Raw genomic sequence first — 26,831 nt, 5'->3', positions numbered from 1 at the left:
CTAACTCGACGTCTTGACCATGAGCTTGCCGACGTTTTTACCGTCGAACAGCATGTTGATCGCGGTCGGCAGTTGTTCGAAACCCTCCACCACGGTCTCGAGCGGGGTCAGCTTGCCCGCGGCGATCAGCCCGGCGATTTCGCTTGTTGCCTCGGGTGCGCGGCCCAAGTGGTCCAGCACGATGAAGCCCTCCAGCTTCGCGCGCTGGATCAGCAGGTTGCCGAATGCGCGCGGTCCAGGCGGTGGGTCGGCCTCGTTGTAGCCGGAGATCAAGCCGCACAGCGCCACCCGCGCGCGAATGTTGAGGCGCGCGAAGACCGCGTCCATGATCACGCCCCCGACGTTCTCGAAGTCGACGTCGATGCCGTCGGGCGTGGCCGCCCGCAGCTGGGCGAGCCAGTCGTCGGCGCGGTAGTCGACGGCCGCGTCGAAGCCGAGCTCCTCGGTGAGCAGCCGGCACTTGTCGGGGCCGCCGGCGATCCCGACCACACGCGCGCCGTCGGCCTTGGCGAGCTGGCCGGCAACCGAGCCCACCGCGCCCGCCGCGGCCGAGACGACAACGGTCTCGCCGGGTTGCGGCTTGCCGATATCGCGGATCCCGACCCAGGCGGTGAGCCCCGTCGTCCCGAGTGCGCCCATGTAGGCGCTGGGCGAGATGCCTTCGGCGACGTCGACCGCGAACAACGGCATCGTGTCCGACGCCACGACGTAGTCCTGCCATCCGACGAGACCTTGCACGATCTGGCCGACCGAATAGTTGGGGTTCTTCGATTCGACGACGCGGCCGAGCCCGCCCGCACGCATGACCTCGCCGATAGCAACCGGAGGCAGGTAGGTCGGAGTGTCATTGATCCAGGTCCGGTTGGTCGGATCGAGCGAGATCCATTCGACGCGCACCAGCGCCTCGCCGTCCCCGATTTCGGGGATCGCCTCCTCACTGAACTCGAATGTGTTGGGGCCGATACGTCCGGTGGGGCGCTCACGCAAGAGGAAGCGGCGATTTCGATCAGGCATGAGCGCACGCTACGCCGACGGCCGTGGCTGCTATAACCCAACCTATGGCGGAACACACGATTACCCATGTTTCCGATACCGCCCGGTGGACGGCATTGCATCGGGCAACCGAGTCGGCTCGCCCCGACGCGCTGTTTCATGACTCGCTCGCCGGGATGCTGGCCGGTGAACATGGCCGCGCGATCGTCGCCAACGTGCCCCGATCGACGCGCAATGGTTGGTGGCTGGTCGCGCGCACCAAACTGATCGACGACGCGATCGCCGAGGCCATCGCCAACGGTTGCGATCGGGTGTTGAATCTGGCCGCCGGCCTGGACACCCGGCCTTACCGGTTGGATCTTCCCGCCGACCTCGGGTGGGTAGAGGCGGATTTGCCGGCGTTACTCGCGGAGAAAACACAACTGCTTGCCGATCAGACGCCGCGTTGCCAGTTGAGCCGTACCGCCGTCGACCTCGCCGACCCGCAAGCCCGGGACGCATTCCTCGACGACGCGCTCGACGGTGCGCAGAAGGCTTTGGTGCTGACCGAGGGCCTCGTGATGTATCTCAACGACGCCGACGTCGTCTCGCTGTCCCGGGCGATCTCCCGGCCCGAGGTGACCTGGTGGATGCTCGACTTCGCCGGTCCCGGTCTGCGAAAGATGATGAACAAGAAGATGGCGGGCCTGCTGGAAAATGCGCCGTTCCTATTCGCCCCGGAAAATGGTGTGGCCTATTTCGAAGAGCTGGGCTGGCGCACCGTCGAAGTGGAATCGCTGCTTGTTGCCGCCCACCGATTCCGCCGCTTGCCGATGATGATGCGTCTGGCGGCACGGCTGCCCCAACCAGATCCCCGCCGCCCCGGCAGCAGGCCGTGGAGTGCCGCGGCCCTGCTGACGCACTGAGCCAATTAGCTGCCTGCGCAACCGATTCAGCCGCATTCTGGCGCCCGATCGGGCATGTCATTAATCCGGCGCGTCTGGCATCTTACGAGTGGGGGACAAGACCGGAATGCCGACTATTCGCCCTGCCAAAGTGCGCCGCCGATCCTAAGATCGCGCTATGCAGATCGCGGTCAAATTCGACCTGAGCTTCCAATACGGCGAGCTCGAGCAGTTGTGGCGCACGGCGGATCGCCTGGGTTTCGAAGCGGTGTGGGATTACGACCATTTCTACGGACCCCGGGAAAACACCGACCCGAATTTCGAGGGCTGGACCTCCCTGGCCGCGATGGCCGCGGTCACCAAGCGGGCGCGAATCGGCTGCCTGGTGTCCAGCGTGACGTTCCGGAACCTGGCGGTGCTGGCCAACATGGCGGTCACCGTCGACCACATTTCGGGTGGCCGCCTCTATTTCGGGATCGGCGCCGGCTGGATAGCGGACGAACATCGCGGGTACGGAATCGACTTTCCCGGCCCCGGCACTCGCGTCGCGATGGTCGACGAGGCGCTGACCGCGCTTCGCATGCTCTGGACGCAGGAATCGGTCACCTTCAGCGGGCAGTTCTTCACCCTCGAGGACGCGCTGTGCGAGCCCAAACCTCTTCAGCAGCCCCACCCGCCGATCGTGATCGGCGGGAGCGAGCCCAAGATGCTGCGCGTCGTCGCGCGTCACGCCGACATGTGGAACATGCCCGGACACGAGGGGCCGCAGCGATGGGGTGCCGTGAACGCCCAGCTCGACGCAGCGTGTGCCGAAATGCGACGCGCCCCGGCCGAGATCCTGCGCTCGGCGCAGCTGTCGCTGCATCCGGCCGAAGCCGGCCAGGTGGATGAACAGCTGGCGTTGTTGCCGGAGTTCGAGCGGCTCGGTTGCGAGCAGATGGTGCTAGCCTTCCGCCAGCCACCAACCGAAGCATTGCTGAAACGCTGCCTAGCTCTGGATTCCGGCACCCGGCCGGTCGCGGCTATCTAGCGCGCCACCCTTTCAATGCGGGCCCGCGTAGGGGATTGTTAGCCCGGTGAACGCTTCTCGAGTTGCTGTGGTGCCGGTCGCCGTCCTGGTGATGGCCGGGTTCGCCGGGCCGGCAAGTGCCGATCCGCCACCCACTCAGCAGATCACCACGGTGGCCGTCGGATCCCAGGGGCAGCCCGTCAACGGCTTTCACGAGACCCCACCCGACGGCAACCTCGCCGTGGTCAGCGACTGCGTGGCATCACCCGCGGCCATGGCCGACGATGTCTATGCGTGCTCTCCGAGCGTGGCCGGCGCGGCGACCTGCTGGCCGTCGACGCCGGGCACGCTGCTGTGTGTGGACGATCCGTGGGACCAACGTTTGCATCGGGTCGCCTATAACGGTCAGCTCCCGCCGGTGCACCCGCCCGCCGCACCGGAACCGTATGCGCTCGTTCTTGACGACGGCACCCGCTGCTTGCTGCGCAACGGCGGGGCCTGGGGCGGGCGCGACGACGGCTACGTCGGCGGCTACGGGTGCAGCAACGGCGGTCCCAACGCCACGGTGCTATGCCGCCCCGACGCACAGTCCTGCATCGACGACCGCACCGGGCCGGTGTGGACGGTCAAAGTCGGTCAGCTGGGCGCCGGCAACCCGCACCTGCCGCCGCCGCAGACCCACGCGGTGGCCAGCGCGTGGTTCGCCGGGGACCGGATACCGGCCTGACCCCGGCTACCAGACGCGGATGTAGTCGACGAGCATGTCGGCGGGGTAGCTGCCCGGCCCGGGATCGCCGCCACCGGAGCCGGCGACGGCGAGGTTGAACACCGGATACACCGTGTAGCCCGGGCCGTTGAACGGCCAATCCGGCAGCGAGCTGGCCGGCACGTCGAAATACGGCTGGGCGCCGTCGGAATAGTCTTTCCAGAACCTGATGCCGGCCTCGTCCCACTGGCATCGCCAGGTGTGCCAGGCGTTGTCGACGGCGATGTTGTGGGTCTTCCACTCGCCGCCGTTCGCCTTGGCGTGGACGGTGGTGGCGGACGGCCAGCTGCCGTTGCCGTACCACTCCATCACGTCGATCTCGCCCTGATCGTCGTTGCCGAGCCAGTAAGCGGGCCAGGCGCCGGGGGTCAAGCAGTTCAGTTTGACCCGGGTTTCCCAGGTGTGGCCCACGCCGCCACGCCACAGGCTTTGCACCTTGCCGCTGAAGTAGGTGGGGCCGTCTTTCGCGGCGCGCAAGACAAGGTTGGAATTGCCGTCGACGAACACGTTCTTGCGGTCGTCGCGGTACTGCCCGATGTGCTCGGGCAGCTCCCAATACGTCGGGTCTTTGATCGTCTCGCGGGCTTTCGCGATGGCCCACTTCGACGGGTCGGGGGCCGACCCGGCCGGACCATCGAACTCGTCGGAGAAGATGTAGTTTCCGGCCTGCCCGCTAGGAGCGTTGGGCGGTGCGATCCGCCCGGGATAAGCGCTGGCCGCGGGGATAGGGAGCGCGGCGGCCAGCACTCCGATCCCGGTCGTCAGCATCATCCGGCGACGGTCCATCTCAGGCATAAGCAAGCGACGATAGCAGCCCGGGCGGTACGGGGTCGAAACGGAAATTGTGTCGGTAGCCGTCGCTAGCATTCGTATCGCTGTCGCCCGAAACGGACGGCGGAACGGCGCTAGCTCGGGATTTGGGATGAATTCACGGTCAATTCTCATGATCACGCTTGGTTTGGTCTCAGGATTGGCTGGGCATCCTGGACACGAACACATAACACGCCCGTTGCTTTGCGGTTGAGTCGGTTGCGCGGAGAGGAGCTGAGGATCATGGCGAATGCACCAGGTTCGACGGTTATATTCCTTCAGTCCCACCCGGCGTGGATCGCAGCCCGGCGACGCGAGCGCGAACGCACCGAATCCATGCGGCGTCACCCGGCATTTCGGGGCCGCCGAGGTGCTGCCGAGGTTGACCACGCAGTTGGCGTCGGTGGCCGTCACTTCACGGTTTATTCGAGCGGCGACACTCCCGCGTAAAGCATTCGGGCGGTTCGATACCCAATGATCGGGTCGGCCCGCAGGGCAATCACGAACGCATAACCGGCGTCTTGGCACCGCCGAATTCTTAAATCGAAGCCGAAATCATCGGCGTTGCCTTTCTTTGGTCCCAACCCGTTTACATCCACGGCCCCGTCTACTACCCTTCGTAGTAGACGACGTTGGGAGACAAAGATGTCCAACAACTCGAATCCGCTGTCGGCGGACCGGTCCCTGACCGTGGCGATGATCGCGTTCGTTGCGGCATTCGGACTGCATGGCGTCGATCATTTTCGGCGCGGGATGACGGCATCTCCGCCCGCGATCATGGCCGGCGGGATGATCCAGGGCCTTCTCGTCGTTGTCGCGTTGGTGCTGGTGCTGCGCCGACATCGATCGGCCCCCCGATTTGCGTCCTTCGTTGGTTGGGGCAGTGCCGCCTTGTTCACCTATGCGCACGTCCTGCCGACGTTTCTGCCTGACTATCAGGACAGCTTCAGCTATGGACCGCGCGTCAATGTCACGTGGTTCTCCTGGCTTACCGCCGCGGGCGAGATCGGAGCCGGGTTGGCACTCGGCTACATTGGCCTTCGGGTGCGCAAGGCCGCTAATCAGCTGGCGCCACAAGGCAATAGAGCATGCTGCACATCGAAGAGTACGTCGGCATAATCCTCGGTGTGCCGCGGACACACCGAGTCAGGGCGCTAGCCAATCCCGACCAGCCGCACAGCGCGGTTATTCACGAGCTGCAGCGCTACATCGAAGCCCACAACCCCGATGCAACCTACGTCCATGTGTTGAGCGCGACGGACACGGGCCAAGCCGACACGGGCCACAAGCCGGTCAGGCACTGGTACCACGTCAGCTACGAAGCCTGAGGTGTGCAGCACCGCTATGCCGATCACGAGGCATGGGTGTGGGCTTCGGGATGCGGGTGCGATCTCAACGCCAGAACACAGTCGCGGCCTTGCATGATGTGCTCGGCCATCAACGCTGCGGCCCGCTCGGGTTCACCTGCCGCGATCGCGTCACGCACCATTCGATGGAACAGGTTAGAGCGTTCCCTATCGCCCCGCGATTGATTGCGGAACACCTGATATATCAACGGAATATCAACCGCGTGCGCGAGCAGCACCGACAACCTTCGATGACGCGAACCCTCGACAACGCGATGATGAAAAGCATTGTTGGCGGTTGTGATTCGGCGCAAACCCGCATCCAACGAGCCGCTCGACACCAACTCGATTCCCGCGTCGAAGTCCGCAATCGCCGCGTCGAGGGCCGCGATTCCCTCGGCATCCATCCGGGCGGCGGCACGCTCGGCGGCCAGCGATTCCAGCCTGGCGCGTAGCTCGTAGTGGTCGCGGATGTCGGCCTCGGACATCGTCGCCACCACCGCACCGCGGTTGCGCTCGATGACGACCAGGCCGTCGGCGGCCAAGGCCCGCAAAGCTTCTCGTACCGGGGTGCGGGACAGGTCGAACATCTCGCCGATGCGCTGTTCGACCAGCCGGGAGCCCGGCTCGAAGTCGCCCTCCGCGATCGCGCGACGGATCAGCCGGTAGGCCACGTCCGACCGACCGTCGATCTCGGTCATCTCAGTGGCCCCCGGACGTCGCGGCCCCGATGTCGAGTACCCCGCCGCCCTTGGGGTCGTGGACCTCCACAATCGGGTCGTCGACGTCGTCGAACTCCAGGCGCAGCGCCCGCGACATGATCGCGTGCATGACGTACATCGTTGTGGTGTAGGTGAATTCGAGGATCTCAGTGTCGGTGAACACTTCGCGCAGTTGGGTGAACAACTGCTCGGGCACCCGGCCCTGCTGGCCCGCAAGGCAATCCGCGTAGGCAAGCAGCAGGCGCTCGGTGTGGTCAAAGCAGTCGGCGGTCTGCCACGACGGGATCGCAGCGATCTTCTCCTCGGATATCCCTGCCGACCGGCACGCCTTGCAATGCTGGGAGTAAACGAATTGGCTACCCACCACCCAGCCCGCCCTGATCTGGCCCAGCTCACGGTGATCGGGCCGGAGGCTGACTTCTTCGCGGTACAGACGAAAGCCGCGCACCGCGTGGCGCAGCGCGGCGGGGGACTGTGCCATCACCGTCCACCAGTTCCCGGAAGTACCGCCGACGGCGCCCGGTTGGGCCACCGGGTCGCGGTCGCCGAACATGAAGTCGTACATCTTGAGCGTGAACTCGTCATCGACCTCACCTCTGGGAACGGGATTCAGGCGCGGCATTGCGGGGTCCTCTCGGCGGGTGCAGATTGCATTCAATCCCAGCCTCAGCGGCCACGTCAATGCACTTCACGGCTCGGCTGTGCGCCGGATTGCGTACAGTCCAGCCGAGATCGGGGGCGCCGGTTGACGCCCACCCGCGCGGCCGCCAGTAAGAATTCGGCAGTTTTCCCCGGCCGATCCCGGTCGTGCGACGTAGCCTTAGCCCCATGAGTCACGGCGACGGGCCGGCGTGCGAGTATCTTCGCAGCACTGGGCGAATCGCCATGGCGCACAGGGGATTCACGTCGTTCAAGTTCCCGATGAACACTATGGGTGCGTTCGACGAGGCCGCCAAGCTCGGATTCCGCTACATCGAGACCGACGTGCGTGCCACCCGAGACGGTGTAGCGGTGATCCTGCACGACCGCCGGCTCCCGGCGCGGTGCGGGCTACCGGAAACGATCGACCGCCTTGCGTGGCGGGAAGCCCGCACGGCGGATCTGGGTGCGGGGCAGACGATCCCGGCGCTGGAGGAGCTCCTGGTGGCGCTGCCGCAGGTGCGGGTCAATATCGATATCAAAGCCGAGTCGGCCATCGAACCGACGGTCGAGGTCATCGAGCGTCTCAACGCGCACGACCGGGTGCTGGTCACGTCGTTCTCCGACCGGCGTCGCCGCCGCGCATTGGGCCTGCTGTCCAAACGGGTCGCGAGTTCGGCGGGCACGGTCGCCTTCCTGGCACTCATGGCCGCGAAGACCCCGGCCAGCCGCGCGTACGCCTGGCGGCTGCTGCACGACAGCGACTGCTTACAACTGCCGCCGCGACTGGGTCGCCTGCCGGTCATCACGCCCGCGCTGGTCCGGGCCGCTCACGCGTCGGGTCGTCAGGTGCACGCCTGGACGGTCGACGACCCGGCGGTGATGGGCGCCCTGCTCGATATCGGCGTGGACGGCATCATCACCGATCGCGCGGATCTGCTGCGCGACGTGCTGATCGCCCGCGCCGAGTGGTCGCCGCTGAGTTAAAGCTTGCTTGCCGCGAAGTCCGCAGCTTGGTTGGCCATGCCCGCATCGATGTACGCGCTAGCCAGATGCTGTGGCCAGTTCTCTTTCCAGGTGTTCGGGTCGGCGGGGTTGCAGACCGGGTCGGCGCCGTGGCACAGCTCGATGGTCCGGTCGTTGTAGGTCGGGTTGAAGTTCGTGATCGGCCCCACCCACTGGCTGCCATTGCCGAACAACGCAACCGCGGCAATGTGCTGATCCATGCCCGCCGGCAGCGGGCTGTCGAACCCGAACGCGCCGATCGGCGCGGCGAGCACCACATCGGTCACCGCCGCTCCGAGCGAGTAGCCACCGAGCACGAGTCGGGTGTCCGGGCAATTGGCGGCCATGTCCTGGATGTGGTGACTCATGTCGTTGGCGCCGATGTCGACCTGGGTATCGGCGGGGTACTTGACGGCATAGGAGCCGAAGCTGCGGTTCCCGACCTTGGAGGACAGCGCATTAATGAACGCGTTGCCGAGCACTCCGGGCCCCGGCGACTCGTATCGGCCACGGGCGAACACCACTTGAACCGCAGGACAGCCGGCGGAGGCCGACGGCAGGGCACCCGACGTGCGGAAGGGCAGGACCGCGGGAGCCAATATCAGTGCGCCCGCGATCATGACCGCCGCGAGGCACACACCACATGATGTGAGGGGACGTAAAGCGCGCACAGCACGATGTTAAGACGAACTCGTCGCCTGCGCCTGGCAGGGTGAACGGCTCGGCGTACCGACTTTGACCACGCTGTTGGTCGAAGCACGCCGGACGATAGGTTCAGCTGATGAGCAACACCAACACGAGCGCACCCGAGCGCTTGTTCACACTGGCCGAACAGGTCACGGGCTTCATGCCCGACGACGAAGGGCGCGCGCTCTATGACGCTGCGCTGCGGTATCTGGACGGCGGTATCGGTGTCGAGATCGGTACCTACTGCGGCAAATCCACCTTGCTGCTCGGTGCAGCGGCACAGCAGACGGCCGGTGTGCTGTACACGGTGGACCATCATCACGGCTCCGAGGAACATCAGGCCGGCTGGGAATACCACGATGCCTCGTTGGTCGACGAGGTCACCGGACTGTTCGACACCCTCCCGACGTTTCGTCGCACGCTCGACGCCGCCGGGCTGGACGACCACGTCGTCGCCATCGTGGGCAAGTCACCGGTCGTGGCCCGCGGGTGGCGGTCACCGCTACGGTTCTTGTTCATCGACGGTGGCCACTCCGAGGCCGCGGCCACCGAGGACTTCAACGGATGGGCGAAGTGGGTACAAGTCGGCGGGGCACTGGTCATCCATGACGTGTTTCCCGATCCGAAGGACGGCGGGCGGCCACCCTATTACATCTATTGCCGCGCAATAGATTCCGGCCAATTCCGAGAGATCTCCGCGCTCGGCTCGCTACGGGTGCTCGAACGCACCAGCGGTCAGGTCGGCGAGCCGATCGAAATTACCGACCCGGGCCGGTAACCACGCACTCGCAATCGAAGTCGGTCTGCAGGCCCAGCGGCAGGTCGTGGCCGCGGAAGATCCCGGCACCTCCGGTGGTGTCCGACAGCGCATCTGCCGCCAAGATCACCGCCGCGCCCGTCCACGCCGTGCGTTCCTCGGGCCAGCGCTTACCGTCGGCGAATACCAATCCCGTCCAATACGAGCCGTCTTCTTCACGCAGATGCTGCATTGCGGCGAATTGCTGGTGGGCGACCGACCGTTGACCCATCGCCTCGAGCGCCATGACCAGCTCGCAGGTTTCGGCGCCGGTCACCCACGGCCGGTCGTCGACGCAGCGGATGCCAAGGCCGTCGACGACAAAGTCGTCCCAGCGGTGCTTGATGCGGGCGGCGGCGGCCGGGCCCCGCAGCGCGCTGCCGAGGATGGGGTAGTACCAATCCATCGAGTAGCGGTCCTTTTCGGTGAACGCCTCAGGATGCGCGACCAGCGCATGGCCCAGCCGGCCCAGGGCCAGCTCCCATTCGGGCTGGGGATCGCTCACCAGCGCGGCCAGCGCCAATGCGCACCGGATGCTGTGATACACGCTGGCACAACCGGTGAGTAGAGCTTCGCGCACCGGACCGGTTTCGCTTCGCGCCCAACAGATCTCGCCGTAACCGACCTGCAGGTCGATAACGAAGTCGATGGCCTTGTGCACCATGGGCCACATCGATGTGGCGAAGGACTTGTCACCGGTGACCAACACGTAATGCCAGACGCCGGTGGCGATGTAGGCGCAGAAATTGCTGTCGCTGTTGGCGTCCTCGATTGTTCCCGCACGGAATTGCAGCGGCCAGGATCCGTCCGGCCGCTGATTACGCCGGCTCCACTCGTAGGCGGCCCGGGCCGGTTCCAGTAATCCGGCCGCGGTGAGCGCCATGGCGGATTCGACGTGATCCCACGGGTCGGTGTGCCCGCCGTGGAACCAGGGGATGGCACCCGACGACTCCTGCTCGGCGGCGATGGACAGGGCTGTCTGGCGACACTGCTCCGGACTCAACACACCCGGAACGGCCGGCGGGTTATATCGACGCAACTGCATTCCCCAGAGTTGCTTCGGTTCCCGCCTTCTGCGCTTTGATGAAGTACATCGCCACGCTCTTGCCCACGAGCGGGTTGAGCACCGACTCCGCGAACCGGGTGAGCTTCGGCCGCTGCATCAGGTCCCACACCAGAAGCTTGTGGTAGGCGGTCACCGCCGGATGGTCGGAATTTTCAACTCCAACAGCACATTTCAGCCACCAGAACGGCGCATGCAGCGCATGAGCATGATGCGAATGGGTTAATTCCAGGCCATTGGCGGCGATCTTGTCCCGAAGTTCACTGGCCCGGTAGATGCGGATGTGTCCGCCCAGATTGGCGTGATACTCGTCGGACAGCAGCCAGCACACTTGTTCGGGAAGCCAGCGGGGCACGGAAACCGCTAGGGTCCCTCCGACTTTGAGCACCCGGACCAATTCCGCGATCGCCGCGTCGTCTTGGGTGACATGTTCCAGAATCTCGGATGCGATGACACAGTCGAATGTCTCGTCTGGATACGGCAGGCTCAACGCATCGCCGACGACCGCCTCCGCCGTTGCTGCGGCGGGCGCTTCGCCGTTTTCGGCCATCGCCCGAAGAATGGTTTCGACGGACTTCAACTCGGCCTCGTCGCGGTCGAACGCGATGATGTCGGCACCGCGTCGGTACGCTTCGAACGCATGCCGGCCGGCTCCGCAGCCTACGTCGATCACCTTGCTGGAAGGCCCGATGCCGAGGCGATCGAAATCGACTGTCAGCATTGCAATTCGCCTTCGGTGAGGGCACTTCGTGCGATCGCGCGCTCATAGATCCGGACGGTCTGTGCGGCGACGGCTTCCCAGCTGAACACGCTGACTGCGCGCGCCCGACCCGCCTTGCCAAGGCTGCGGCGCTTTTCCGGCGAGTCCAGGAGGTCGCCGAGTGCGCGGGTCAGCGCGTCGACGTCGGCGGGCGGGACCAGTTCGGCGCAGGCGCCGTCGGTCCCGAGGACCTCGGGCAGCGCACCCACCCGGCTCGCGACGATCGGGGTACCACTCGACATCGCCTCCACCGCGGGCAGCGAAAACCCTTCGTAGAGCGACGGTATGCAGGCGACCTCGGCCGAGGCGAACAGGGCGGCCAGCTCGGCGTCGGTGAGCCCGCTGGTGATGTGCACGATGTCGGAGATCCCCAGTTCCGCGATGAGCTTGTGGGTGGGCCCGTTGGGTTCCACCTTGGCGACGAGCCGCAACTCGACATCACGGTTCACCCGAGTCTTAGCGACCGCGTGCAGCAGGGTGGCCACGCCCTTCAGCGGCGTGTCAGCGCTGGCGATCGCGATCACCCGGCCGCGCTGGCGCGGACCCGAACCCGGTTTGAACAGCTCGGTGTTCACGCCCAACGGCACCACGTGGAGTTGCTCGGGCCGCACTCCGAAATCGGAGACGATGTCGGCGGCCGAAGACGACGAGACCGTCAAGAGCTCCGGGATCTGACGTGCCACTTGTTGCTGCATGTCCAGGAATCCATACCAGCGGCGTACCAACGGCTTTCGCCACCACTTAGCCGCCGCGACGTCGAGCACCCGGTCACGGGTGATGGGGTGGTGCACGGTGGCCACCACCGGCATTCCGGTGGCGGCGATGGTCAACAGGCCGGTTCCCAGACTCTGGTTGTCGTGGACGACGTCGAACTCGGATGCGCGCTCGGCTAACAGGCGCGCGACGCGCAGCGTGAAAGTCCGCGGCTCGGGAAAGCCCGCCGTCCACACGGTCAGAAGTTCCCGCAGGTCGATCGAATCGTGGATCTCGCTGGGCCGGGGGATCCGGAACGGGTCGGGCTCTCGGTACATATCCAGGCTCGGCACCTCGGTCAATCGCACCCGAGGATCGAGCAGTTCCGGATACGGCTGCCCGGAGAACACTTCGACATCGTGACCGAGTTCCACCAGACCGTGGCTGAGATGTCGTACGTAGACGCCCTGTCCGCCGCAATGGGTCTTACTACGGTAGGACAGCAAGGCAATTCGCATACTCAACTCTTCTTTGCTGGTTAACGAACGCGGGAGGCGCCGAATCCATTGCGATCAACGGGCTCCCGAACTCCGTGACAGCAAATTGGACATGTGTCCAGACTATAGTTCGATCAGCTAATCGACGCAACGCGCCATCGGTGCCCTTCAATACTAGGTAGCGGCGATTTTCGTTCGACGGCGAGGTCCGCTGGATAACTGCTCCCGGTGGCGCGGAGCCGACCAAGAGTCGGAACATGTTGTGAGCCAATGGTCCGCGCGGTGCCCAACCCGACGGCAGCCTTGTTTGCTGAGATGCCGGGCGACGGCGCCGCCGACGCATCCGGTTCAGCGCTTGAACAAGTCGGTCAGGACGTCGGAGACCATGTCCTCGGGGTCTTGGTCGATTTCGACATTCCGTAGCTCGCCCTCGATGGCAAGGGACGCGATGCCATGCACGAGCGACCACAGCGGTCCGGCCACCTCGCGCGGCGCCCGGCCGCGCAGCAACCCGGCGGCCTGGCATCCGGCAATTGCGTCAAGCAACACTCCGAACGCTTGAACTGCGGCGACAGCCAAGCTCGGATGCTTGGTTTTGTCGGTATCCGCGCCGAACATGACCCGGTACTGGTCCGGATGCCCGATTGCCCAGCGCACGTAAGCGCGACCGATTTCGATCAGCTTGTCGGTCGGTCCTGGCGCGGCATCGGCGCCGGCGGTCAGTGTGGCGTGGAGGTCGAGAAACCCCTGCTCGGCAACGGTAGCGAGCAGGTGGGCCTTGTCGGTGAAGTGACGGTATGGCGCCGCGGCGCTGACGCCCGCCCGCCGGGCCGCCTCGGTCAAGGTGAAGCCCTTCGGCCCCCGCTCGGCCACTAGCGCCAGCGCTGCACTGGTCAGCGCTTGTTTGAGGTCGCCGTGATGGTAGCTGTCCCGGCGCGCCTGCGCCACCGTGGGGGCCTTCTTTCCGGACATGTTGACGACATTAACATGCATCATTTATGTTAAGAGCATTCACATCTTCGGAAGGAGTGGAAATGTCATCTCAATCAACGACCGGGTGGGCGGTGATCACGGGTGCCAGCTCCGGTCTCGGCGCGGTCTTCGCCGACCTGCTGGCCAAGCGCGGCTTGTCATTGCTGCTTGCCGGACGTGACGGGGACCGGCTCAACGCGGTAGCGCAGCGGGTACGCCAGGCGAACCCCGTCGAGGTCGAACTGGTCATCGGCGACCTCGGCACCGAGGCCGGTGTCGATGCCCTCGCGGCCCGCCTGGCGGGGCACACGATCGAGGTGCTGGTCAACAACGCCGGGTTCGGCACCTATGGCCGATTCGCGGAACTGGACGCCGACCGCGAGCACGAGCTGGTGGCGGTCAATATCGACGCGCTGGTCCGGCTCACCCACGCGGTACTGCCCGGCATGATCGCTCGCGGTCGCGGCGGCATTCTCAACGTCGCTTCCACCATCGCGTTTCAGCCCGGGACCTACCAGGCCACCTACGGCGCCTCGAAGGCGTTCGTGCTGTCGCTCAGCCAGGCTTTGTGGGCGGAAACCCGCGGCGCGGGCGTCACGGTGACCGCGTTGTGCCCGGGACCCACCCGGACGGGATTCGTCGATGCGCTGGGATCGGATGTCTCGCACACCGCGATCTACCGGCACCTGGCCGCACCCGAACCGGTGGTGGCCGCCGGCCTGCGCGCGCTCGACCGAGGCCGCGCCGTCGCGGTTCCCGGGTGGCGCAACCGGATCATGACTGCCGGGGGGCGCTTGTCACCCGGTTGGCTTTCGGCTTTGATCAGCGCCCGCATGCTGCGGCCCGCGACCGCGACGGCGCCTGCGAGCCGGTGAGATGTCCGGCAAAGTCTTCACATTCGAGATCAACCGAACGACAAGCGCTTCGGCCGCCACTGTATTCGGCCTGGAGACCGACGGCGCCCACTGGTCCGAATGGGCGAAACCACTTATCGTCCAATCGAGTTGGGAGCGGCGAGGCGATCCGGCACCCGCTGGCGTCGGCGCGGTGCGCAAAGTGGGTGTCTGGCCGATGCTGATGAGAGAAGAGACGATCACCTACGAACAAGACCGCCGGCACGTTTACCTGCAGATCGGACCACCACTGCCGGCACGCGGCTACCGGGCCGAGATGTTGCTAACGGCCAACCTCGCGGGGGGCACCGATATCCGCTGGACGGGATCCTTCACTGAAAGTGTGCGCGGCACGGGACGAATTATGCGCGTACTGCTGCGCGGCGTGGTTGGCTTCCTTGCTAGTCGACTCGTGAAAGCAGCTGAAGGCCGGTAATTCTCGTCACACGAGACAACCGTATCGACGAGTGCTCCGAATCAGGTTCAGTCACGCGGTAATTCGCGACAAGGGTGAACCATCCGGTTCGGCAGCGCGTGGCTAGATATTGGAAACTATACCTAGCGAGTCGGTAGGAGCCATCGTGAATGCTGTATTAGGACCGCGCTATCACTTCATCGTGTGCGGGGCGGGATCGTCGGGTTCGGTCATCGCCGGACGGTTGGCGGAAAACCCCGATGTGACGGTCTTGCTCCTGGAGGCCGGCGGCAGCGATGAAGTGTCCAGCGTCACCGAGGCCGACCAGTGGCCGCTGAACCTGGGCACCGACCGGGACTGGGGATTTGCCTCGGAGCCCGATCCGGGGCTGAACGGCCGCTCGATCCCGTTTTCGATGGGCAAGGTGCTCGGCGGCGGTTCCAGCATCAACGTGATGATCTGGGCGCGCGGACACCGCAGCGACTGGGACCTCTTCGCGTCCGAATCCGGCGAACCGGCCTGGGGTTACGAGCCGGTCCTGGATTTGTATCGGCAACTGGAGGACTGGCACGGCACGGGTGAGCCGAATCATCGCGGCACCGGCGGGCCGGTCTTCGTGCAGCCGACGCCCGACGTGCATCCGGTCGCCGCGACGGCTTTGAAAGCCGCTAGGACACTGGGGATTCCGACCTATCAGAGCCCCAACGGCCGGCTGATGGAGGAGATGCGCGGTGCCGCGATCACCGACGTGCGATACCGCGACGGAAAGCGCCTCTCCGTTTTCCGCACTTACACGGCGCCTCATCTGGACAAGCCGAACCTGACCGTGGTGCCGCATGCCCTGGTGACGCGGGTGACATTCCAGGGCGATCGGGCCACCGGCGTCGAGGTGATCCACGACGGCGCCGTCCACCACATCACCGCGGACACCGAGGTGGTGTTGTCCCTCGGGGCGATTCACACCCCCAAGGTGCTGATGCGGTCCGGTGTAGGCGACACCGACGAACTGCGCCGCGTCGGAGTCCGGGTGCGTCAGCACCTGCCCGGGGTAGGACACAACTTTCAAGACCACTACGGGTTCGGCTGCGTATGGGAGTTTCCCGATAACGTCCAAGCCAGCACCCAGGCAGGGGCGGCTTTGTTCTGGGACTCCGGACTCGGCGACGTTGATGGACCGGATCTCTTCGCTTGCCTGGGTGCATTGCCGATGGCCACGCCGGAGAACAACGCGAAATACGTCGTGCCACAGAACGCCTGGACCCTATTCGGCTCACTCACGCATCCGAAAAGCCGCGGCCGGGTGCGACTCACCGGGCCCGATCCGCACGATCCGATTCGGATCGAAGCGAGCGCGTTGTCGGATCCGCACGATGTCAAGACGGCGATCGCCTGCATCGAAACCCTGCGCGAAATCGGCAATTCCAGTGAGCTGCGGCCGTTGGTAACCAGGGAAGTCATGCCGGGCAACCTGACCGGCGACGAGCTGGAAACGTACTTGCGCAACGCGGTGACCACTTATTGGCACGAGTCGGGAACGGCGAAGATGGGCCGCGACTCGATGTCGGTGGTCGACGGACGGCTCAGCGTGTACGGCTTCGAGAATCTGCGCGTCGCCGACGCATCGATCATGCCGCGCATAACCACCGGCAACACGATGGCACCCTGCGTCGTGATCGGCGAGCGCGCCGCGCAGTTCATCAAGGCCGACCATCGGCTCTGACATCAAAAGATGTCGGTCCGCAAATCAGTCCGCCGCCCATACTGCAACGAATCCACAACAACCAATCATCAACGCCTCGATAGGGATTCGAAATCATGTTGGAAATCATCGACAAGGGTCAGCCCAGCAAAGAGCACCCACACCCGTTGCTCTTCGTGCACGGCGCATTCCAGGGTGGATGGAGCTGGGATGTGCACTTTCTGGACTACTTCGCCGAACACGGGTTTCGCGTCTTGGCACCCAGCCTTCGCGGCCATGGCTCGAGCCCGGCGGACAAACCCCTTCGCCTGTGCTCGATCTCGGACTACGTCGAAGACGTCACCTCGATTGCCAAATCGCTTGCGCCACATCCTGTCTTGATCGGGCACTCGATGGGCGGATTTATCGTGCAGAAGTACTTGGAAAGCAACGACGCCCCCGCCGGTGTCCTGCTGGCAGCCGCACCGCCACGCGGACACCTGCGCACCCTGTTGCGGGCCATGCGCAAACACCCTTGGGGCTGCCAGAGATTCGCCGTCACCGGCCGGCCCGCCGACATGTACGGTGGAACGCTGGCCGGTGCGCGCGGGCTGCTCTTTGCGCCGTCGACGCCGGAATCCGTGGTAGCCGAAGGCATAGCGCGTCTGCAGCCGGACAGTACGCGGGCAATCATCGGCGACATGGTCGCGCTCAACCTCGTCAAGACCGCACGAGTGACCACGCCGTTGCTGGTGGCCGGGGGAGAGTACGACGAGATTTATCCTCCCTCCGTCGTGCACAAAACGGCAAAGGCCTATGGCACCCAAGCGACGATCATCCCCGACATGGGGCACAGCGTGACGCTGGAACCCGAGTGGCCGACCCTTGCCGGTCACATCGTGTCCTGGCTGAAAGAACAGGGACTGTAGCGGGCTTTGCTACGATCTCGCCGTGCCCGATTCGGCTGCGCCACGATCTGTTTCACGACGCGATGCCCTCAAGTACGCGTTGTCTCCGGCACTGCTGAGTCTGGTGCCGCTGGCAACGCCGTTCGGCATGCGGCACGCGTCCGCCGCGGACATCCAGCTGATTGACTTTGCGGAGAAAAGGATCGCACCGGACGAGATCAGGGCGGCGGGGTACGCCGGTGTGATCAACTACGTCTCCGCGGAGCGGCCGGGAGCCCATTTCGAGGCCAAGCCCCTCACCCGCGAGTACGCGGACTCGTTGCGCGCCGCCGGCCTGCACATCGTCAGCAACTTCCAGTACGGCAAGCCCGGATGGCCGGCCACCCCGTCGGATCTGACCCGCGGCCACGACGGCGGTGTCGCGGACGCTCAAACGGCGCAGCAGCTGCACGCCGCGGCAGGCGGACCGAACTCGGCGCCGATCTTCTTCAGTGTCGACGACGATATCGACGAGAACACCTGGAATACCCTTGCCGTCGAATGGTTTCGGGGAATCAACTCGGTCCTCGGCGTGGGCCGCACCGGTATCTACGGCCACTACAACGCGTGTGGGTGGGCGATCAGGGATGGGGTGATCGGCACCTCGTCCAGCGCGGGGCATCGCTGGGCGTGGCAAACGCGGTCATGGTCGCACGGCCAGCGCGAGCCGATGGCGGTGCTGTACCAGGCGGTCGTCAACAGCCCGTCGAATCCCGGCCCGCTGCTGGGCGGGATCAATGTCGATGTGGACGACGTCCTCGCGGCCGACTACGGACAGTGGGATCTCAGCCGCTGAGCCGTGCCTACCTGCCCAGTGTCACCGAATTGGCGGTCGCCTGCGGCGTCGTCGACGCGATGAAGTTCTCCAGGATGTCCGCCACGGCCGCCGGCGCCTCCACGTGCGGGAAGTGCCCTACGCCTTCGAGTACCTCGAGTCGGCTGCCATCCAGCGCGTCGTGGGCGGCGTAGGCGTGTGCGACCGGAATGATCCGGTCCTGGTCGCCCCAGATCAGCACCGTGGGTAGGCCGGCGGCGACGTGCAACTTGTTGAGCGCGCTGACGGCCTGACCGCGGTAGTCCACGACGGAGCGCAAGGTGCGCAGGAACGCCTGGCGGGTCCGCGCATCGGACAGTGAGCAGTACGCCTGCCACATCTCACCGGCTCGCGGCGCGCGGATGCCGGCCGAGGTCAGCCACGATCCGAGCTTGTTGCCGAGGTTTAGCACCGGTCGCGGGGCCACGACGGGCAACAGCAACTCGGCGCCGGGCGCGGACAGCATCCGCAACACCGGACTGAGTTCCGGGCCGAGGCCGCCGCTGCCGATCAAAGCCAGGCGCTCGCAGTAGTCGCGGTGCTGATGGGTGAACTGCATCGCGATGCCGCCGCCGAGCGACTGCCCGACCACGGTGGCACGAGACACGCCGAGCTCGTCGAGTAGATCACGTAGCGAGACCGCGAATGCGCCCAGCGAGTAGTCACCGCGTGGCTTTGCCGACTCGCCGTGACCGAGCAGGTCAGGCGCGATCACGCGGTATTTTTTGGCGAGCTGGGGGATGATCTCCCGCCAGGTGGCCGAGCTGCCTGCCATCCCGTGGATCAACAGCAGCGCGTGGCCGTGGCCGGCTTCCCGGTAGGCGATCCGGTCGCCGTGCAGTTCGAGGTAGCTCAATTCGCTCATCATCAGACCGTTTGCTCCAGCCTTGGTGGTAGTTGGATACACCGGCGATTACCCAAGAATACGCAACTTACGCCTTCGTAGGTTACTGGCGGGTAATAGTGTGGCAGGCCTCACTTCGCGCGAATGTCGGTCCGCCGCGCCCAGTCGTCGGCCCAGGCTTGGAGCGGTTTCAATGCCGCCATGAGTGACCGCCCGTGATCGGTGAGGTGATAGCCGCCGTCGGAGTGATCCAGGATGTCCAGCGCCCGCAGTTCCTTGAGCCGGGAATTGAGGGAGCCGGGATTCATCTCGGATGCCGCCTGAAGGCCACGAAACGTCAACGGGCCGGAACGCAATTCCCACAAGATGCGCAGCGCGCCACGTCGGCCAAGGGCATCAAAGGCGACCATGATTGGCCGTCCGGTGGACGACCCTCGCACTGGCGACCCGAACCTCGGAGCGGACATGCTTCATATTTTGAAGCATGTCCGCGTAGAGTGCCAGCATGACTCGCTATAAAAATAGTAGCGCGCGCATTGCGCCCGCCTCGCCGCCATTCCCAGCCGACATCCAGCAGGCCATCGACGCCGTCATGCACGGCAGGCCTCCGCTGGTGCTCTTCACCACGTTGGCCCGCGACCACCGACTCTTCGTCAAATTCTTCAACTCAGGCTTGCTTGACCGCGGGCATCTGACGATCCGGCAGCGCGAGATCGTCATCGACAGGGTCACCGCGGCCTGCGGCGCCGAATACGAGTGGGGAGTGCACGTGACCACGTTCGCGGCCAAGGCGGGCCTGACCGAGGGCCAGATCGCATCGCTGACAACCGGGACACCCGAGGATGAGGGCTGGGAGGATGGCGATCGCGTCTTGATCCGCCTCTGCGACAGCCTGCACCGCAACTGCACCGTCGACGACGATCTGTGGGCGGAGTTGAGCAGCTACCACAGCGACGAAGCCATCCTGGAGCTGCTGATGCTCGCCGGCGCCTACCGGACGGTCAGCTATCTCGTGAATGCCCTGCGTCTGCCGCTCGAAGACGGTGCCCGCGCCTTTCCGACGTAGCCGCGCTTTCGGGGTTCGTACGGACAACACCCCGCGAGCTGGGCCGCCCGCGGGGTGTTGTCCAGCACTGACGATCAGGTCACTTCAGGTCGTACCGATCGTTGTTCATGACCTTGACCCACGCGGCGACGAAATCCTCGACGAACTTGCCCGCGTTGTCGTCCTGCGCGTACACCTCGACAAGCGCGCGCAGCACCGAGTTCGACCCGAACACCAGGTCGTTCGCGGTTGCGGTCCACTTCAGCGCCCCCGAGGCCCGATCCCGGCCCTCGTAGACGTTCTCCTGTGTTTCCGACGGCTTCCACTCCGTACCCATGTCCAGCAGGTTGACGAAGAAGTCGTTGGTCAACGCACCCGGCTTGTCGGTGAACACGCCGTGCTTGTTGCCGCCGTGGTTGGCACCAAGCGCCCGCAAGCCGCCGACGAGCACCGTCAACTCCGGACCGGTCACACCGAGCAGGTAGGCGCGCTCCAGCAAAAGCTGCTCCAGTGGGGCCTTCTCGCCGGGCCGGGCGTAGTTGCGGAACCCGTCAGCACGCGGTTCGAGCACCGCGAACGACTCCACGTCGGTGTTCTCCTGGGTGGCGTCGGTGCGGCCCGGTGCGAAGTGCACCGAGATGTCGTACCCGGCCTCCTTGGCCGCCTTCTCGACCGCAGCGGAGCCGGCCAGCACGATGAGGTCAGCCAGAGAGATCTTCTTGCCGCCCGCGGCTGAGGCGTTGAAGTCCTGCTGGATCTTTTCCAGCACCGACAACACCTTGTCCAGCTCTGAAGGCTCGTTGACTTCCCAATTCCGTTGTGGCTCAAGGCGAATACGTGCGCCATTGGCACCACCGCGCTTGTCGGTGTTGCGGTAGCTGCCGGCAGCCGCCCAGGCGGTCTTGACCAGCTGAGGGACCGACAGGCCTGATTCGAGCACCTTCCTCTTCAGGCCGGCCACGTCCTTGTCGTCGACGAGCTTGTGGTCAACCTCCGGAACCGGGTCCTGCCACAGCTGCGGCTCGGGAATCCAGGGTCCGAGGTAACGCGAGATCGGTCCCATGTCGCGGTGCAGCAGCTTGTACCAGGCCTTGGCGAAGGCGTCGGCCAATTCGTCGGGGTTCTTCAGCCACCGCTGGGTGATCTCGCGGTAGATCGGATCCTCACGCAGTGAGACGTCGGTGACCAGCATCGTCGGGGCGCGACCCGGCCCGCCGAACGGATCGGGAATGGTGCCCGCGCCGGCGCCATCCTTGGCCGTGAACTGCCACGCATCGCCGGGACTCTTGGTCAGCTCCCACTCGTAGCCGTACAGGGTCTCCAGGAAGGTGTTGTCCCACTTGGTCGGGGTGGGCGTCCAGACCACCTCCAGGCCGCTGGTAATGGCGTCCTTGCCGCTGCCGCTGCCGTAGGGACTCTTCCAGCCCAGCCCCTGCTGCTCGATCGGGGCGCCCTCCGGCTCGGGACCGACCAGCTCGCCGCTCGCGGCTCCGTGGGTCTTGCCGAAGCTGTGGCCGCCGACGATCAGCGCCGCAGTCTCCTCGTCGTTCATCGCCATCCGGCCGAAGGTCTCACGGATGTCGATCGCCGCGGCGACGGGATCCGGCTTGCCTTCGGGGCCTTCCGGATTCACGTAGATCAGGCCCATCGTGGTCGCACCGTAGGGCTGCGCGAGGTCGCGCGTGCCAGAGTAGCGTTTGTTGGTGCCGAGCCACTCGTCCTCTTCACCGAAGAGGATCTCTTCGGGCTCCCACACGTCTTCGCGGCCGAACGCGAAGCCGAAGGTCTTGAATCCCATCGACTCCAAAGCGACATTGCCGGCGAAGACAATCAGGTCGGCCCAGGAAAGCTTGTTGCCGTACTTCTTCTTGATCGGCCACAGCAGCCGGCGGGCCTTGTCCAGGCTCGCGTTGTCCGGCCAGCTGTTGAGCGGGGCGAAACGCTGCATGCCCTGCCCGCCGCCGCCGCGGCCGTCGAAGATGCGGTAGGTGCCCGCGGCGTGCCAACTCATGCGGATGAAGAAGCCGCCGTAGTGGCCGTAGTCGGCGGGCCACCAGTCCTGCGAGCTGGTCATCAGCGAAATCATGTCGGCCTTGAGCGCGTCGACGTCGAGCTTGGCGAACTCCTCGGCGTAGTCGAAGTCCTCGCCGAGCGGGTTGGCCTGGGGCGAGTGCGGGTGCAGCTTCGAGACGTCGACCTGGTTGGGCCACCAATCCTGATTCGTCAGGGGAGCGCCATCTTTCGGGGTTGGCGCAGCGATCGTGGGATTTTCGCTTTCGGACACAACATTCCTTTCGGTGTTAGGTGAATCAGGGCTGTGATCAGGAATCCGCGGTCGAACAATCGGGGCACATGCCCCAGTAGATGACTTCGGCCTCATCGAGCACGAAGCCGTCCAGCGCGTTGTCATCGTCTGATGGCGTCAGGCACGGCGCATCGCCGACCGCGCAGTCGACGTCGGCGATCACCCCGCAGGATCGGCACACGACGTGATGGTGGTTGTCGCCGACCCGAGACTCGTATCGTGCGACCAGCCCCGACGGCTGGATGCGCCGGACCAGGCCCACCGCCGTGAGGGCATTGAGCACGTCGTACACGGCTTGACGCGAGACATCGGGGAGACCGATGCGCACCGAGGAGAAAATCGTCTCGGTGTCGGCATGAGGATGGGCGTGCACTGCTTCCAGGACGGCGATCCTGGGCCGGGTCACACGCAGATCGGCCAAACGCAACCGCTCCGCGTAGTCCGACGTTGACGACACAACGCCAATATGCCCCGCTTATCTGGATTCGGTCAAGAGTTTCTCGGGGCAACACCCCGTAAAGATTTGACGTCAGGAAGCCGGCTTTACGGCGCTGCCGTCACGCCACTGGTCCCAGCTAAGCGTCCAATCGCCGTTTTGAGTCAGCTTCAACGGCGGTCCTCCGGTGTTGCGGACCTCGACCACGTCACCGGGCACGGAAAAGTCGTAGAACCATTTGGCGTTGTCGCCGTTGAGGTTCAGGCATCCGTGCGAGGTATCGGTGTGCCCCTGGGCCCAGACCGTCGCGTCGAGCTGGTGCAAATAGATGCCGTCGATGCTGATTCGGGTTGCGTAGTTGATGGTCTCCCGATACCCGAGACGCGAGTTCTTCGGCAGCCCAAAGGTTGACGAGTCCATCACGACGGGGTTGCCCTTGTCGAGCACCGTGTAGGTGCCTGGGGGAGTCCACAGCGAAATGGTTTGCGCTCCGACCTTCTCCTCGCCCCCCATTCCCATGGAGGTGGGCATCGTGCGGACGAGCGCCCCGTTGTCGTAGACGCTCACCATTTTGGTGGCGTCATCGGCGATCGACACATGCGCGTCACCGATCCGGAACGACACCCGGGTATCTTCCTGTCCGAATAGGCCGTCGCCCAAAGCGATTCCATAAATCTTGGCTTCGGCGGTGACAGTGGTCCCGGGTGCGTAGTAGTGTTCGGGCCGCCAGTGGGCGTGCTGCCCGTCGACCCAGTACCACGAGCCCGCAACCGCCGGGTCGGTCGTGACTTTCAGCTGACGCTCGGCCGCCGCGCGATCCGTGATCTTCTCGTCGAAGTGGGCGACCACGACCGTCCCGACGCCGTAGGTACCGCCGTCGCGTAGCGCAGCCTCGGAGGTGGTGGTGAACGACACCTTCGTCTGATTCGACGGCCGCAGGGTCGAGAACGACGAAACCTGTTTCGCCACAACGCCACCCGAGCTGCGACCGCTGACGTTGAGCGTGTAGGTGCGTCCGTAGCCCAACGGGGCGGTGGGCTTCCAGACAGTGTTGTCGGGCGTCATCACGCCCTCGATGGACTTGCCGGCCTCATTGACCATGCGGACCTCGGTGAGCGTCCCGTTCTCCGCCTTCACCTGCACCGGCGCGACAGGGTCGACATCTCGCGCGTTGACTCCGGGAGTAAACGAAATCACCGGAGTCTCAACAGCTTTCGAAACGCAGTTCGCGCAGCGCGACGAGGAGGCGATCTGGATCGTGGCGCAAAGTCCTACGACGACGAATACGCACAGCAAAATCCGGTGCGCCGGTCGAAGCCGCCGCAAAACTTCAGCACCGTTCCTGGGGTTCATCTGGATGCGCATCCTTGGGGGTTACTCATCAGCCGGCTCGAGGTTGAACCCGCACGGAGACAACGTTGCGTAACAAGTAGCCCCACAGCCACGTCCTGAAACGTCTGCGAGAGATCATGGCGTGATGGCCGACGACGAACTCGACACGCTGTATTCGGTGCAGCCCAGTGCCTTCACCGCCCAGCGCACCGAATTGTCCGCGGCCGCTCGGCGCCGAGGCGACAAGTCCGCCGCCAAACGGATCTCGGCCAGCCGCAAACCGACCACCGCGGCCTGGGTGGTCAATCAGCTTGCGATCGGCGACAAGAACGTCGCACGGCGCATTGCCGACCTGGGCGACAAGCTGCGCTCGGCGCACGCCGCGATGGATGGCCACCGCATCCGCGAACTGTCCGGCGAGCAACATCGACTGATCCAGGACCTGGTTCGATCAGCCTTCGACAAGGCCGGCATCAGCGCGTCCGCAGCGGTACGTGAGGACGTCACGACCACGCTGCAGGCCGCGATCGCCGATCCCGAGGTCAGGGCGCGACTGGGGCGACTGGAACGCCCCGAACAGTGGTCGGGATTCGGTGCGTACGGCGCTGACGCCGAACCCCCGCCCGCCAGACCACGCGATAAGGACGTTGACCGACGGCGGGAGAAACTCGCCGCGGCGGTTGCCGCGGCCGAGCGCGCCAAGGCCGATGCCGACGACAAGCTGGCGCAGTCGGAATCCGAAAGGCAGACAGTCCGCGAGCGTCGTGACGAAGCGCTTGTCGACCTCCGCAAGGCGCAACGCGCGCTCGACCGCGCCGAAAAGAACTACGACAAAGCCCAACAAGCCAGCCACGATGCGACCGAACTGCTCCGCGAAGCAAAAGCGCACCTGCAGCGGCGCTAGCCACGGACTGCGAGCCGCGGCCTCGTTTCCGGGTGGCAACGCCGGGTATCAGGCCAGCCATGACTTCTCTGTGGCTTGCCGAAAGAACCCAACCACCGTGGACTGCGAGTCAAATCGACGATGGGCCGCGCTCGGCCGAGATCATCGTGGTGGGCGCCGGCATCACCGGTCTGATGACGGCTGTCCTGTTGGCCCGCGCCGGCAAGGAGGTGATGGTGTTGGAGGCGCGCAGCGTCGGTGCCTGCGCCACCGGAAACACCACCGCCAAGATCAGCCTGCTGCAGGGCACCCATCTGTCGAAGGCATTGCCCCGACACGGGAAGGAGCTGGCCCGCGCCTATGTGGAGGGCAACCGGGAGGGCCAGGATTGGATAGTCGAGTACTGCCGGTCGCGCGGCATCGCCGTGCAACGCGAGGACGCCTACACCTACGCCCAGTCCGCCAAGGGAGTGCCGTCCGCGCGTTTGGAACACAAGGCGTGCCAGGCGGTTGGCCTGCCCGTCGAATGGGCCGACGACGCCGACGTGCCGTTTCCGTACCACGGCGGGGTGCGGCTGCCCAACCAGGCGCAGTTCGATCCGATGGAGTTCCTGGACGCCTTGGCCGCCGAGCTGCTGGACCGCGGCGGACGACTGCTGGAACGCACCAGGGTCCGGCGGGTGTCGAGTCGCGGCGGCAAAGTGCGTGTGCAGGTGAATGACGCCGCGCAGCGCGACATCGAACTCGAGGCCGGGAAACTGATCCTTGCCACCGGGATCCCGATCCTGGATCGCGGTGGGTATTTCGCGCGAGTGAAACCCAGCCGGTCGTATTGCCTGGCGTTCAAGGTGCCCGGCGACATCACCCGGCCGATGATGATTTCGACCGACTCACCGACGCGTTCGGTGCGGTACGCACCGGTTTCCGACGGGGAGCTGTTGATCGTGGGCGGCGCCGGACACACCGTGGGGCGTAAAAAGAGTCCGACCAAGGCCCTCGACGAACTCTCGTCGTGGACACGCGAACACTTTCCGGGCGCGACGCAGACTCATTTCTGGTCGGCACAGGACTACACGCCGATCGACCAGCTGCCATACGTAGGCCCGATCCTGCCGAACAACGAAAGCATCTATATCGCAACGGGTTTCAACAAGTGGGGCATGACCAACGGCGCCGCCGCGGCGCTGGCGCTGACCAGCCGCATCTTGGGTGGCCGGATGGACTGGTCGCGCGCGTTCGCCAGCTGGAGCCCGCACGAGCTGACCGGACTGCCGACGGCCGTACAGGCCAACCTCGAGGTGGGATTCGACCTGGCGAAAGGCTGGATCACCCCGGCCACTCGCATCGGCCGGCGCAGCCCCGGGCCCGACGAGGGCGGCATCGTAAGCGGACTGCCATGGCAGTTGGAAGCCAGGAGTCGCGTCAACGGCACCGAACACCGCGTTTCACCGGTCTGCCCGCATCTTGGCGGGATAGTGAATTGGAACGACGCCGACAAGGCCTGGGAATGCCCACTGCACGGGTCGCGCTTCGCACCGGACGGCACGCTACTGGAAGGGCCCGCCACCAGGGACTTGACCGCATCGCATTGACACGT

General features: G+C 65.2%; 29 protein-coding genes. 15 read left to right on the top strand and 14 right to left on the bottom strand.

Going from position 1 to position 26,831, the window contains the following annotated elements; translation table 11 throughout:
- A complete protein-coding gene (locus ACAG21_RS17110; RefSeq protein ID WP_370497449.1) occupies window positions 1-1,014 on the bottom strand; it encodes an NADP-dependent oxidoreductase in 1,014 nt (337 codons plus the stop codon).
- Between the two features lie 44 nt (window positions 1,015-1,058).
- Here ACAG21_RS17110 and ACAG21_RS17105 point away from each other — a divergent pair, with 44 nt between their 5' ends.
- The 3 genes from ACAG21_RS17105 to ACAG21_RS17095 all read left to right on the top strand — a co-directional run bounded on the left by ACAG21_RS17105 (window position 1,059) and on the right by ACAG21_RS17095 (window position 3,613).
- Window positions 1,059-1,898: a class I SAM-dependent methyltransferase gene (locus ACAG21_RS17105; RefSeq protein ID WP_370497448.1), complete on the top strand. Its 840-nt coding sequence runs from the start codon at window positions 1,059-1,061 to the stop codon at window positions 1,896-1,898.
- A 157-nt stretch (window positions 1,899-2,055) separates the two neighbouring features.
- Window positions 2,056-2,907 carry an LLM class flavin-dependent oxidoreductase gene (locus ACAG21_RS17100; RefSeq protein WP_370497447.1) on the top strand — a complete coding sequence of 284 codons (852 nt, stop codon included), beginning with the start codon at window positions 2,056-2,058 and terminating at the stop codon, window positions 2,905-2,907.
- 46 nt (window positions 2,908-2,953) lie between these two features.
- Complete coding sequence (locus tag ACAG21_RS17095) at window positions 2,954-3,613, top strand: hypothetical protein (RefSeq protein ID WP_370497446.1); 660 nt, start codon at window positions 2,954-2,956, stop codon at window positions 3,611-3,613.
- A 6-nt stretch (window positions 3,614-3,619) separates the two neighbouring features.
- Here the strand turns inward: ACAG21_RS17095 and ACAG21_RS17090 are convergent, their stop codons facing one another.
- A complete protein-coding gene (locus tag ACAG21_RS17090) occupies window positions 3,620-4,447 on the bottom strand; it encodes a family 16 glycosylhydrolase (protein WP_370497445.1) in 828 nt (275 codons plus the stop codon).
- Between the two features lie 660 nt (window positions 4,448-5,107).
- Between ACAG21_RS17090 and ACAG21_RS17085 the strand changes: the two genes are divergently transcribed.
- Together ACAG21_RS17085 and ACAG21_RS17080 are read left to right on the top strand one after the other, a co-directional pair.
- Entirely contained in the window at window positions 5,108-5,581 is a 474-nt protein-coding gene (locus tag ACAG21_RS17085; protein WP_370497444.1) for a hypothetical protein, read from the top strand.
- On the top strand, window positions 5,551-5,790 hold the full coding sequence (locus ACAG21_RS17080; protein ID WP_370497443.1) for a hypothetical protein: 240 nt from the start codon (window positions 5,551-5,553) through the stop codon (window positions 5,788-5,790). Before ACAG21_RS17085 ends, ACAG21_RS17080 begins: the two co-directional genes overlap by 31 nt.
- A 23-nt stretch (window positions 5,791-5,813) precedes the next feature.
- Here ACAG21_RS17080 and ACAG21_RS17075 read toward each other — a convergent pair whose 3' ends face one another.
- Window positions 5,814-6,509, bottom strand: a complete 696-nt coding sequence (locus ACAG21_RS17075; protein WP_370497442.1) for a GntR family transcriptional regulator — start codon at window positions 6,507-6,509, stop codon at window positions 5,814-5,816.
- A gap of 1 nt (window position 6,510) precedes the next feature.
- Window positions 6,511-7,152, bottom strand: a complete 642-nt coding sequence (locus ACAG21_RS17070; protein ID WP_370497441.1) for a carboxymuconolactone decarboxylase family protein — start codon at window positions 7,150-7,152, stop codon at window positions 6,511-6,513.
- Between the two features lie 206 nt (window positions 7,153-7,358).
- Between ACAG21_RS17070 and ACAG21_RS17065 the strand changes: the two genes are divergently transcribed.
- Window positions 7,359-8,156, top strand: a complete 798-nt coding sequence (locus tag ACAG21_RS17065) for a glycerophosphodiester phosphodiesterase (protein WP_370497440.1) — start codon at window positions 7,359-7,361, stop codon at window positions 8,154-8,156.
- On the opposite strand, the gene ACAG21_RS17060 is transcribed toward ACAG21_RS17065, so the two are convergent.
- Window positions 8,153-8,794, bottom strand: coding sequence for a cutinase family protein (locus tag ACAG21_RS17060; RefSeq protein WP_370497616.1), 642 nt, complete (start codon window positions 8,792-8,794; stop codon window positions 8,153-8,155). The two genes, ACAG21_RS17065 and ACAG21_RS17060, sit on opposite strands and share 4 nt — an antisense overlap.
- Before the next feature lie 161 nt (window positions 8,795-8,955).
- Between ACAG21_RS17060 and ACAG21_RS17055 the strand changes: the two genes are divergently transcribed.
- Entirely contained in the window at window positions 8,956-9,639 is a 684-nt protein-coding gene (locus ACAG21_RS17055; protein ID WP_370497439.1) for a class I SAM-dependent methyltransferase, read from the top strand.
- Here ACAG21_RS17055 and ACAG21_RS17050 read toward each other — a convergent pair.
- The 4 genes from ACAG21_RS17050 to ACAG21_RS17035 all read right to left on the bottom strand — a co-directional run bounded on the left by ACAG21_RS17050 (window position 9,620) and on the right by ACAG21_RS17035 (window position 13,642).
- Window positions 9,620-10,702 (bottom strand): prenyltransferase, encoded by a 1,083-nt coding sequence (locus tag ACAG21_RS17050; protein ID WP_370497438.1) that lies wholly within the window; start codon window positions 10,700-10,702, stop codon window positions 9,620-9,622. The two genes, ACAG21_RS17055 and ACAG21_RS17050, sit on opposite strands and share 20 nt — an antisense overlap.
- Window positions 10,683-11,441 carry a class I SAM-dependent methyltransferase gene (locus ACAG21_RS17045; RefSeq protein WP_370497437.1) on the bottom strand — a complete coding sequence of 253 codons (759 nt, stop codon included), beginning with the start codon at window positions 11,439-11,441 and terminating at the stop codon, window positions 10,683-10,685. Before ACAG21_RS17045 ends, ACAG21_RS17050 begins: the two co-directional genes overlap by 20 nt.
- Window positions 11,435-12,691 (bottom strand): glycosyltransferase family 4 protein, encoded by a 1,257-nt coding sequence (locus ACAG21_RS17040; RefSeq protein ID WP_370497436.1) that lies wholly within the window; start codon window positions 12,689-12,691, stop codon window positions 11,435-11,437. Before ACAG21_RS17040 ends, ACAG21_RS17045 begins: the two co-directional genes overlap by 7 nt.
- Window positions 12,692-13,018: 327 nt before the next feature.
- Window positions 13,019-13,642 carry a TetR/AcrR family transcriptional regulator gene (locus ACAG21_RS17035; protein WP_370497435.1) on the bottom strand — a complete coding sequence of 208 codons (624 nt, stop codon included), beginning with the start codon at window positions 13,640-13,642 and terminating at the stop codon, window positions 13,019-13,021.
- A gap of 62 nt (window positions 13,643-13,704) precedes the next feature.
- Here ACAG21_RS17035 and ACAG21_RS17030 point away from each other — a divergent pair, with 62 nt between their 5' ends.
- The 5 genes from ACAG21_RS17030 (at window position 13,705) to ACAG21_RS17010 (ending at window position 18,371) form a co-directional block, all read left to right on the top strand.
- Window positions 13,705-14,517, top strand: coding sequence for an SDR family NAD(P)-dependent oxidoreductase (locus ACAG21_RS17030; RefSeq protein ID WP_370497434.1), 813 nt, complete (start codon window positions 13,705-13,707; stop codon window positions 14,515-14,517).
- Between the two features lies 1 nt (window position 14,518).
- A complete protein-coding gene (locus ACAG21_RS17025; protein ID WP_370497433.1) occupies window positions 14,519-14,971 on the top strand; it encodes an SRPBCC family protein in 453 nt (150 codons plus the stop codon).
- Window positions 14,972-15,116: 145 nt separating this feature from the next.
- The gene (locus tag ACAG21_RS17020; RefSeq protein WP_370497432.1) at window positions 15,117-16,670 is read left to right on the top strand and encodes a GMC family oxidoreductase; all 1,554 of its coding nucleotides are present in this window, start codon (window positions 15,117-15,119) and stop codon (window positions 16,668-16,670) included.
- A gap of 95 nt (window positions 16,671-16,765) precedes the next feature.
- A complete protein-coding gene (locus tag ACAG21_RS17015) occupies window positions 16,766-17,557 on the top strand; it encodes an alpha/beta hydrolase (protein WP_370497431.1) in 792 nt (263 codons plus the stop codon).
- A 22-nt stretch (window positions 17,558-17,579) separates the two neighbouring features.
- Window positions 17,580-18,371, top strand: coding sequence for a DUF1906 domain-containing protein (locus ACAG21_RS17010; RefSeq protein ID WP_370497430.1), 792 nt, complete (start codon window positions 17,580-17,582; stop codon window positions 18,369-18,371).
- 7 nt (window positions 18,372-18,378) lie between these two features.
- Here ACAG21_RS17010 and ACAG21_RS17005 read toward each other — a convergent pair whose 3' ends face one another.
- Both ACAG21_RS17005 and ACAG21_RS17000 read right to left on the bottom strand, forming a co-directional pair.
- The gene (locus tag ACAG21_RS17005; protein WP_370497429.1) at window positions 18,379-19,254 is read right to left on the bottom strand and encodes an alpha/beta fold hydrolase; all 876 of its coding nucleotides are present in this window, start codon (window positions 19,252-19,254) and stop codon (window positions 18,379-18,381) included.
- 110 nt (window positions 19,255-19,364) lie between these two features.
- Window positions 19,365-19,643, bottom strand: a complete 279-nt coding sequence (locus tag ACAG21_RS17000; RefSeq protein ID WP_370497428.1) for a winged helix-turn-helix transcriptional regulator — start codon at window positions 19,641-19,643, stop codon at window positions 19,365-19,367.
- A 95-nt stretch (window positions 19,644-19,738) separates the two neighbouring features.
- Here ACAG21_RS17000 and ACAG21_RS16995 point away from each other — a divergent pair, with 95 nt between their 5' ends.
- A complete protein-coding gene (locus tag ACAG21_RS16995; protein WP_370497427.1) occupies window positions 19,739-20,299 on the top strand; it encodes a carboxymuconolactone decarboxylase family protein in 561 nt (186 codons plus the stop codon).
- A 79-nt stretch (window positions 20,300-20,378) separates the two neighbouring features.
- Here ACAG21_RS16995 and katG read toward each other — a convergent pair whose 3' ends face one another.
- The 3 genes from katG to ACAG21_RS16980 all read right to left on the bottom strand — a co-directional run bounded on the left by katG (window position 20,379) and on the right by ACAG21_RS16980 (window position 24,372).
- A complete protein-coding gene (gene katG / locus ACAG21_RS16990) occupies window positions 20,379-22,505 on the bottom strand; it encodes a catalase/peroxidase HPI (protein WP_370497615.1) in 2,127 nt (708 codons plus the stop codon).
- 94 nt (window positions 22,506-22,599) lie between these two features.
- The gene (locus ACAG21_RS16985; protein ID WP_370497426.1) at window positions 22,600-23,040 is read right to left on the bottom strand and encodes a Fur family transcriptional regulator; all 441 of its coding nucleotides are present in this window, start codon (window positions 23,038-23,040) and stop codon (window positions 22,600-22,602) included.
- A gap of 72 nt (window positions 23,041-23,112) precedes the next feature.
- Window positions 23,113-24,372, bottom strand: coding sequence for an Ig-like domain-containing protein (locus ACAG21_RS16980; protein WP_370497425.1), 1,260 nt, complete (start codon window positions 24,370-24,372; stop codon window positions 23,113-23,115).
- Between the two features lie 124 nt (window positions 24,373-24,496).
- On the opposite strand from ACAG21_RS16980, the gene ACAG21_RS16975 reads away from it, so the two are divergent.
- Both ACAG21_RS16975 and ACAG21_RS16970 read left to right on the top strand, forming a co-directional pair.
- Window positions 24,497-25,255, top strand: a complete 759-nt coding sequence (locus ACAG21_RS16975) for a hypothetical protein (protein ID WP_370497424.1) — start codon at window positions 24,497-24,499, stop codon at window positions 25,253-25,255.
- 59 nt (window positions 25,256-25,314) lie between these two features.
- Window positions 25,315-26,826 (top strand): FAD-dependent oxidoreductase, encoded by a 1,512-nt coding sequence (locus tag ACAG21_RS16970; protein WP_370497423.1) that lies wholly within the window; start codon window positions 25,315-25,317, stop codon window positions 26,824-26,826.
- Window positions 26,827-26,831: the final 5 nt, after the last annotated feature.

The organism is Mycobacterium sp. pR1184 (genome assembly GCF_041287235.1).
Classification (GTDB): Bacteria; Actinomycetota; Actinomycetes; order Mycobacteriales; family Mycobacteriaceae; genus Mycobacterium.
The sequence above is the reverse complement of the archived record's forward strand: the minus strand, read 5'-3'. Positions and strand labels throughout refer to the sequence as shown.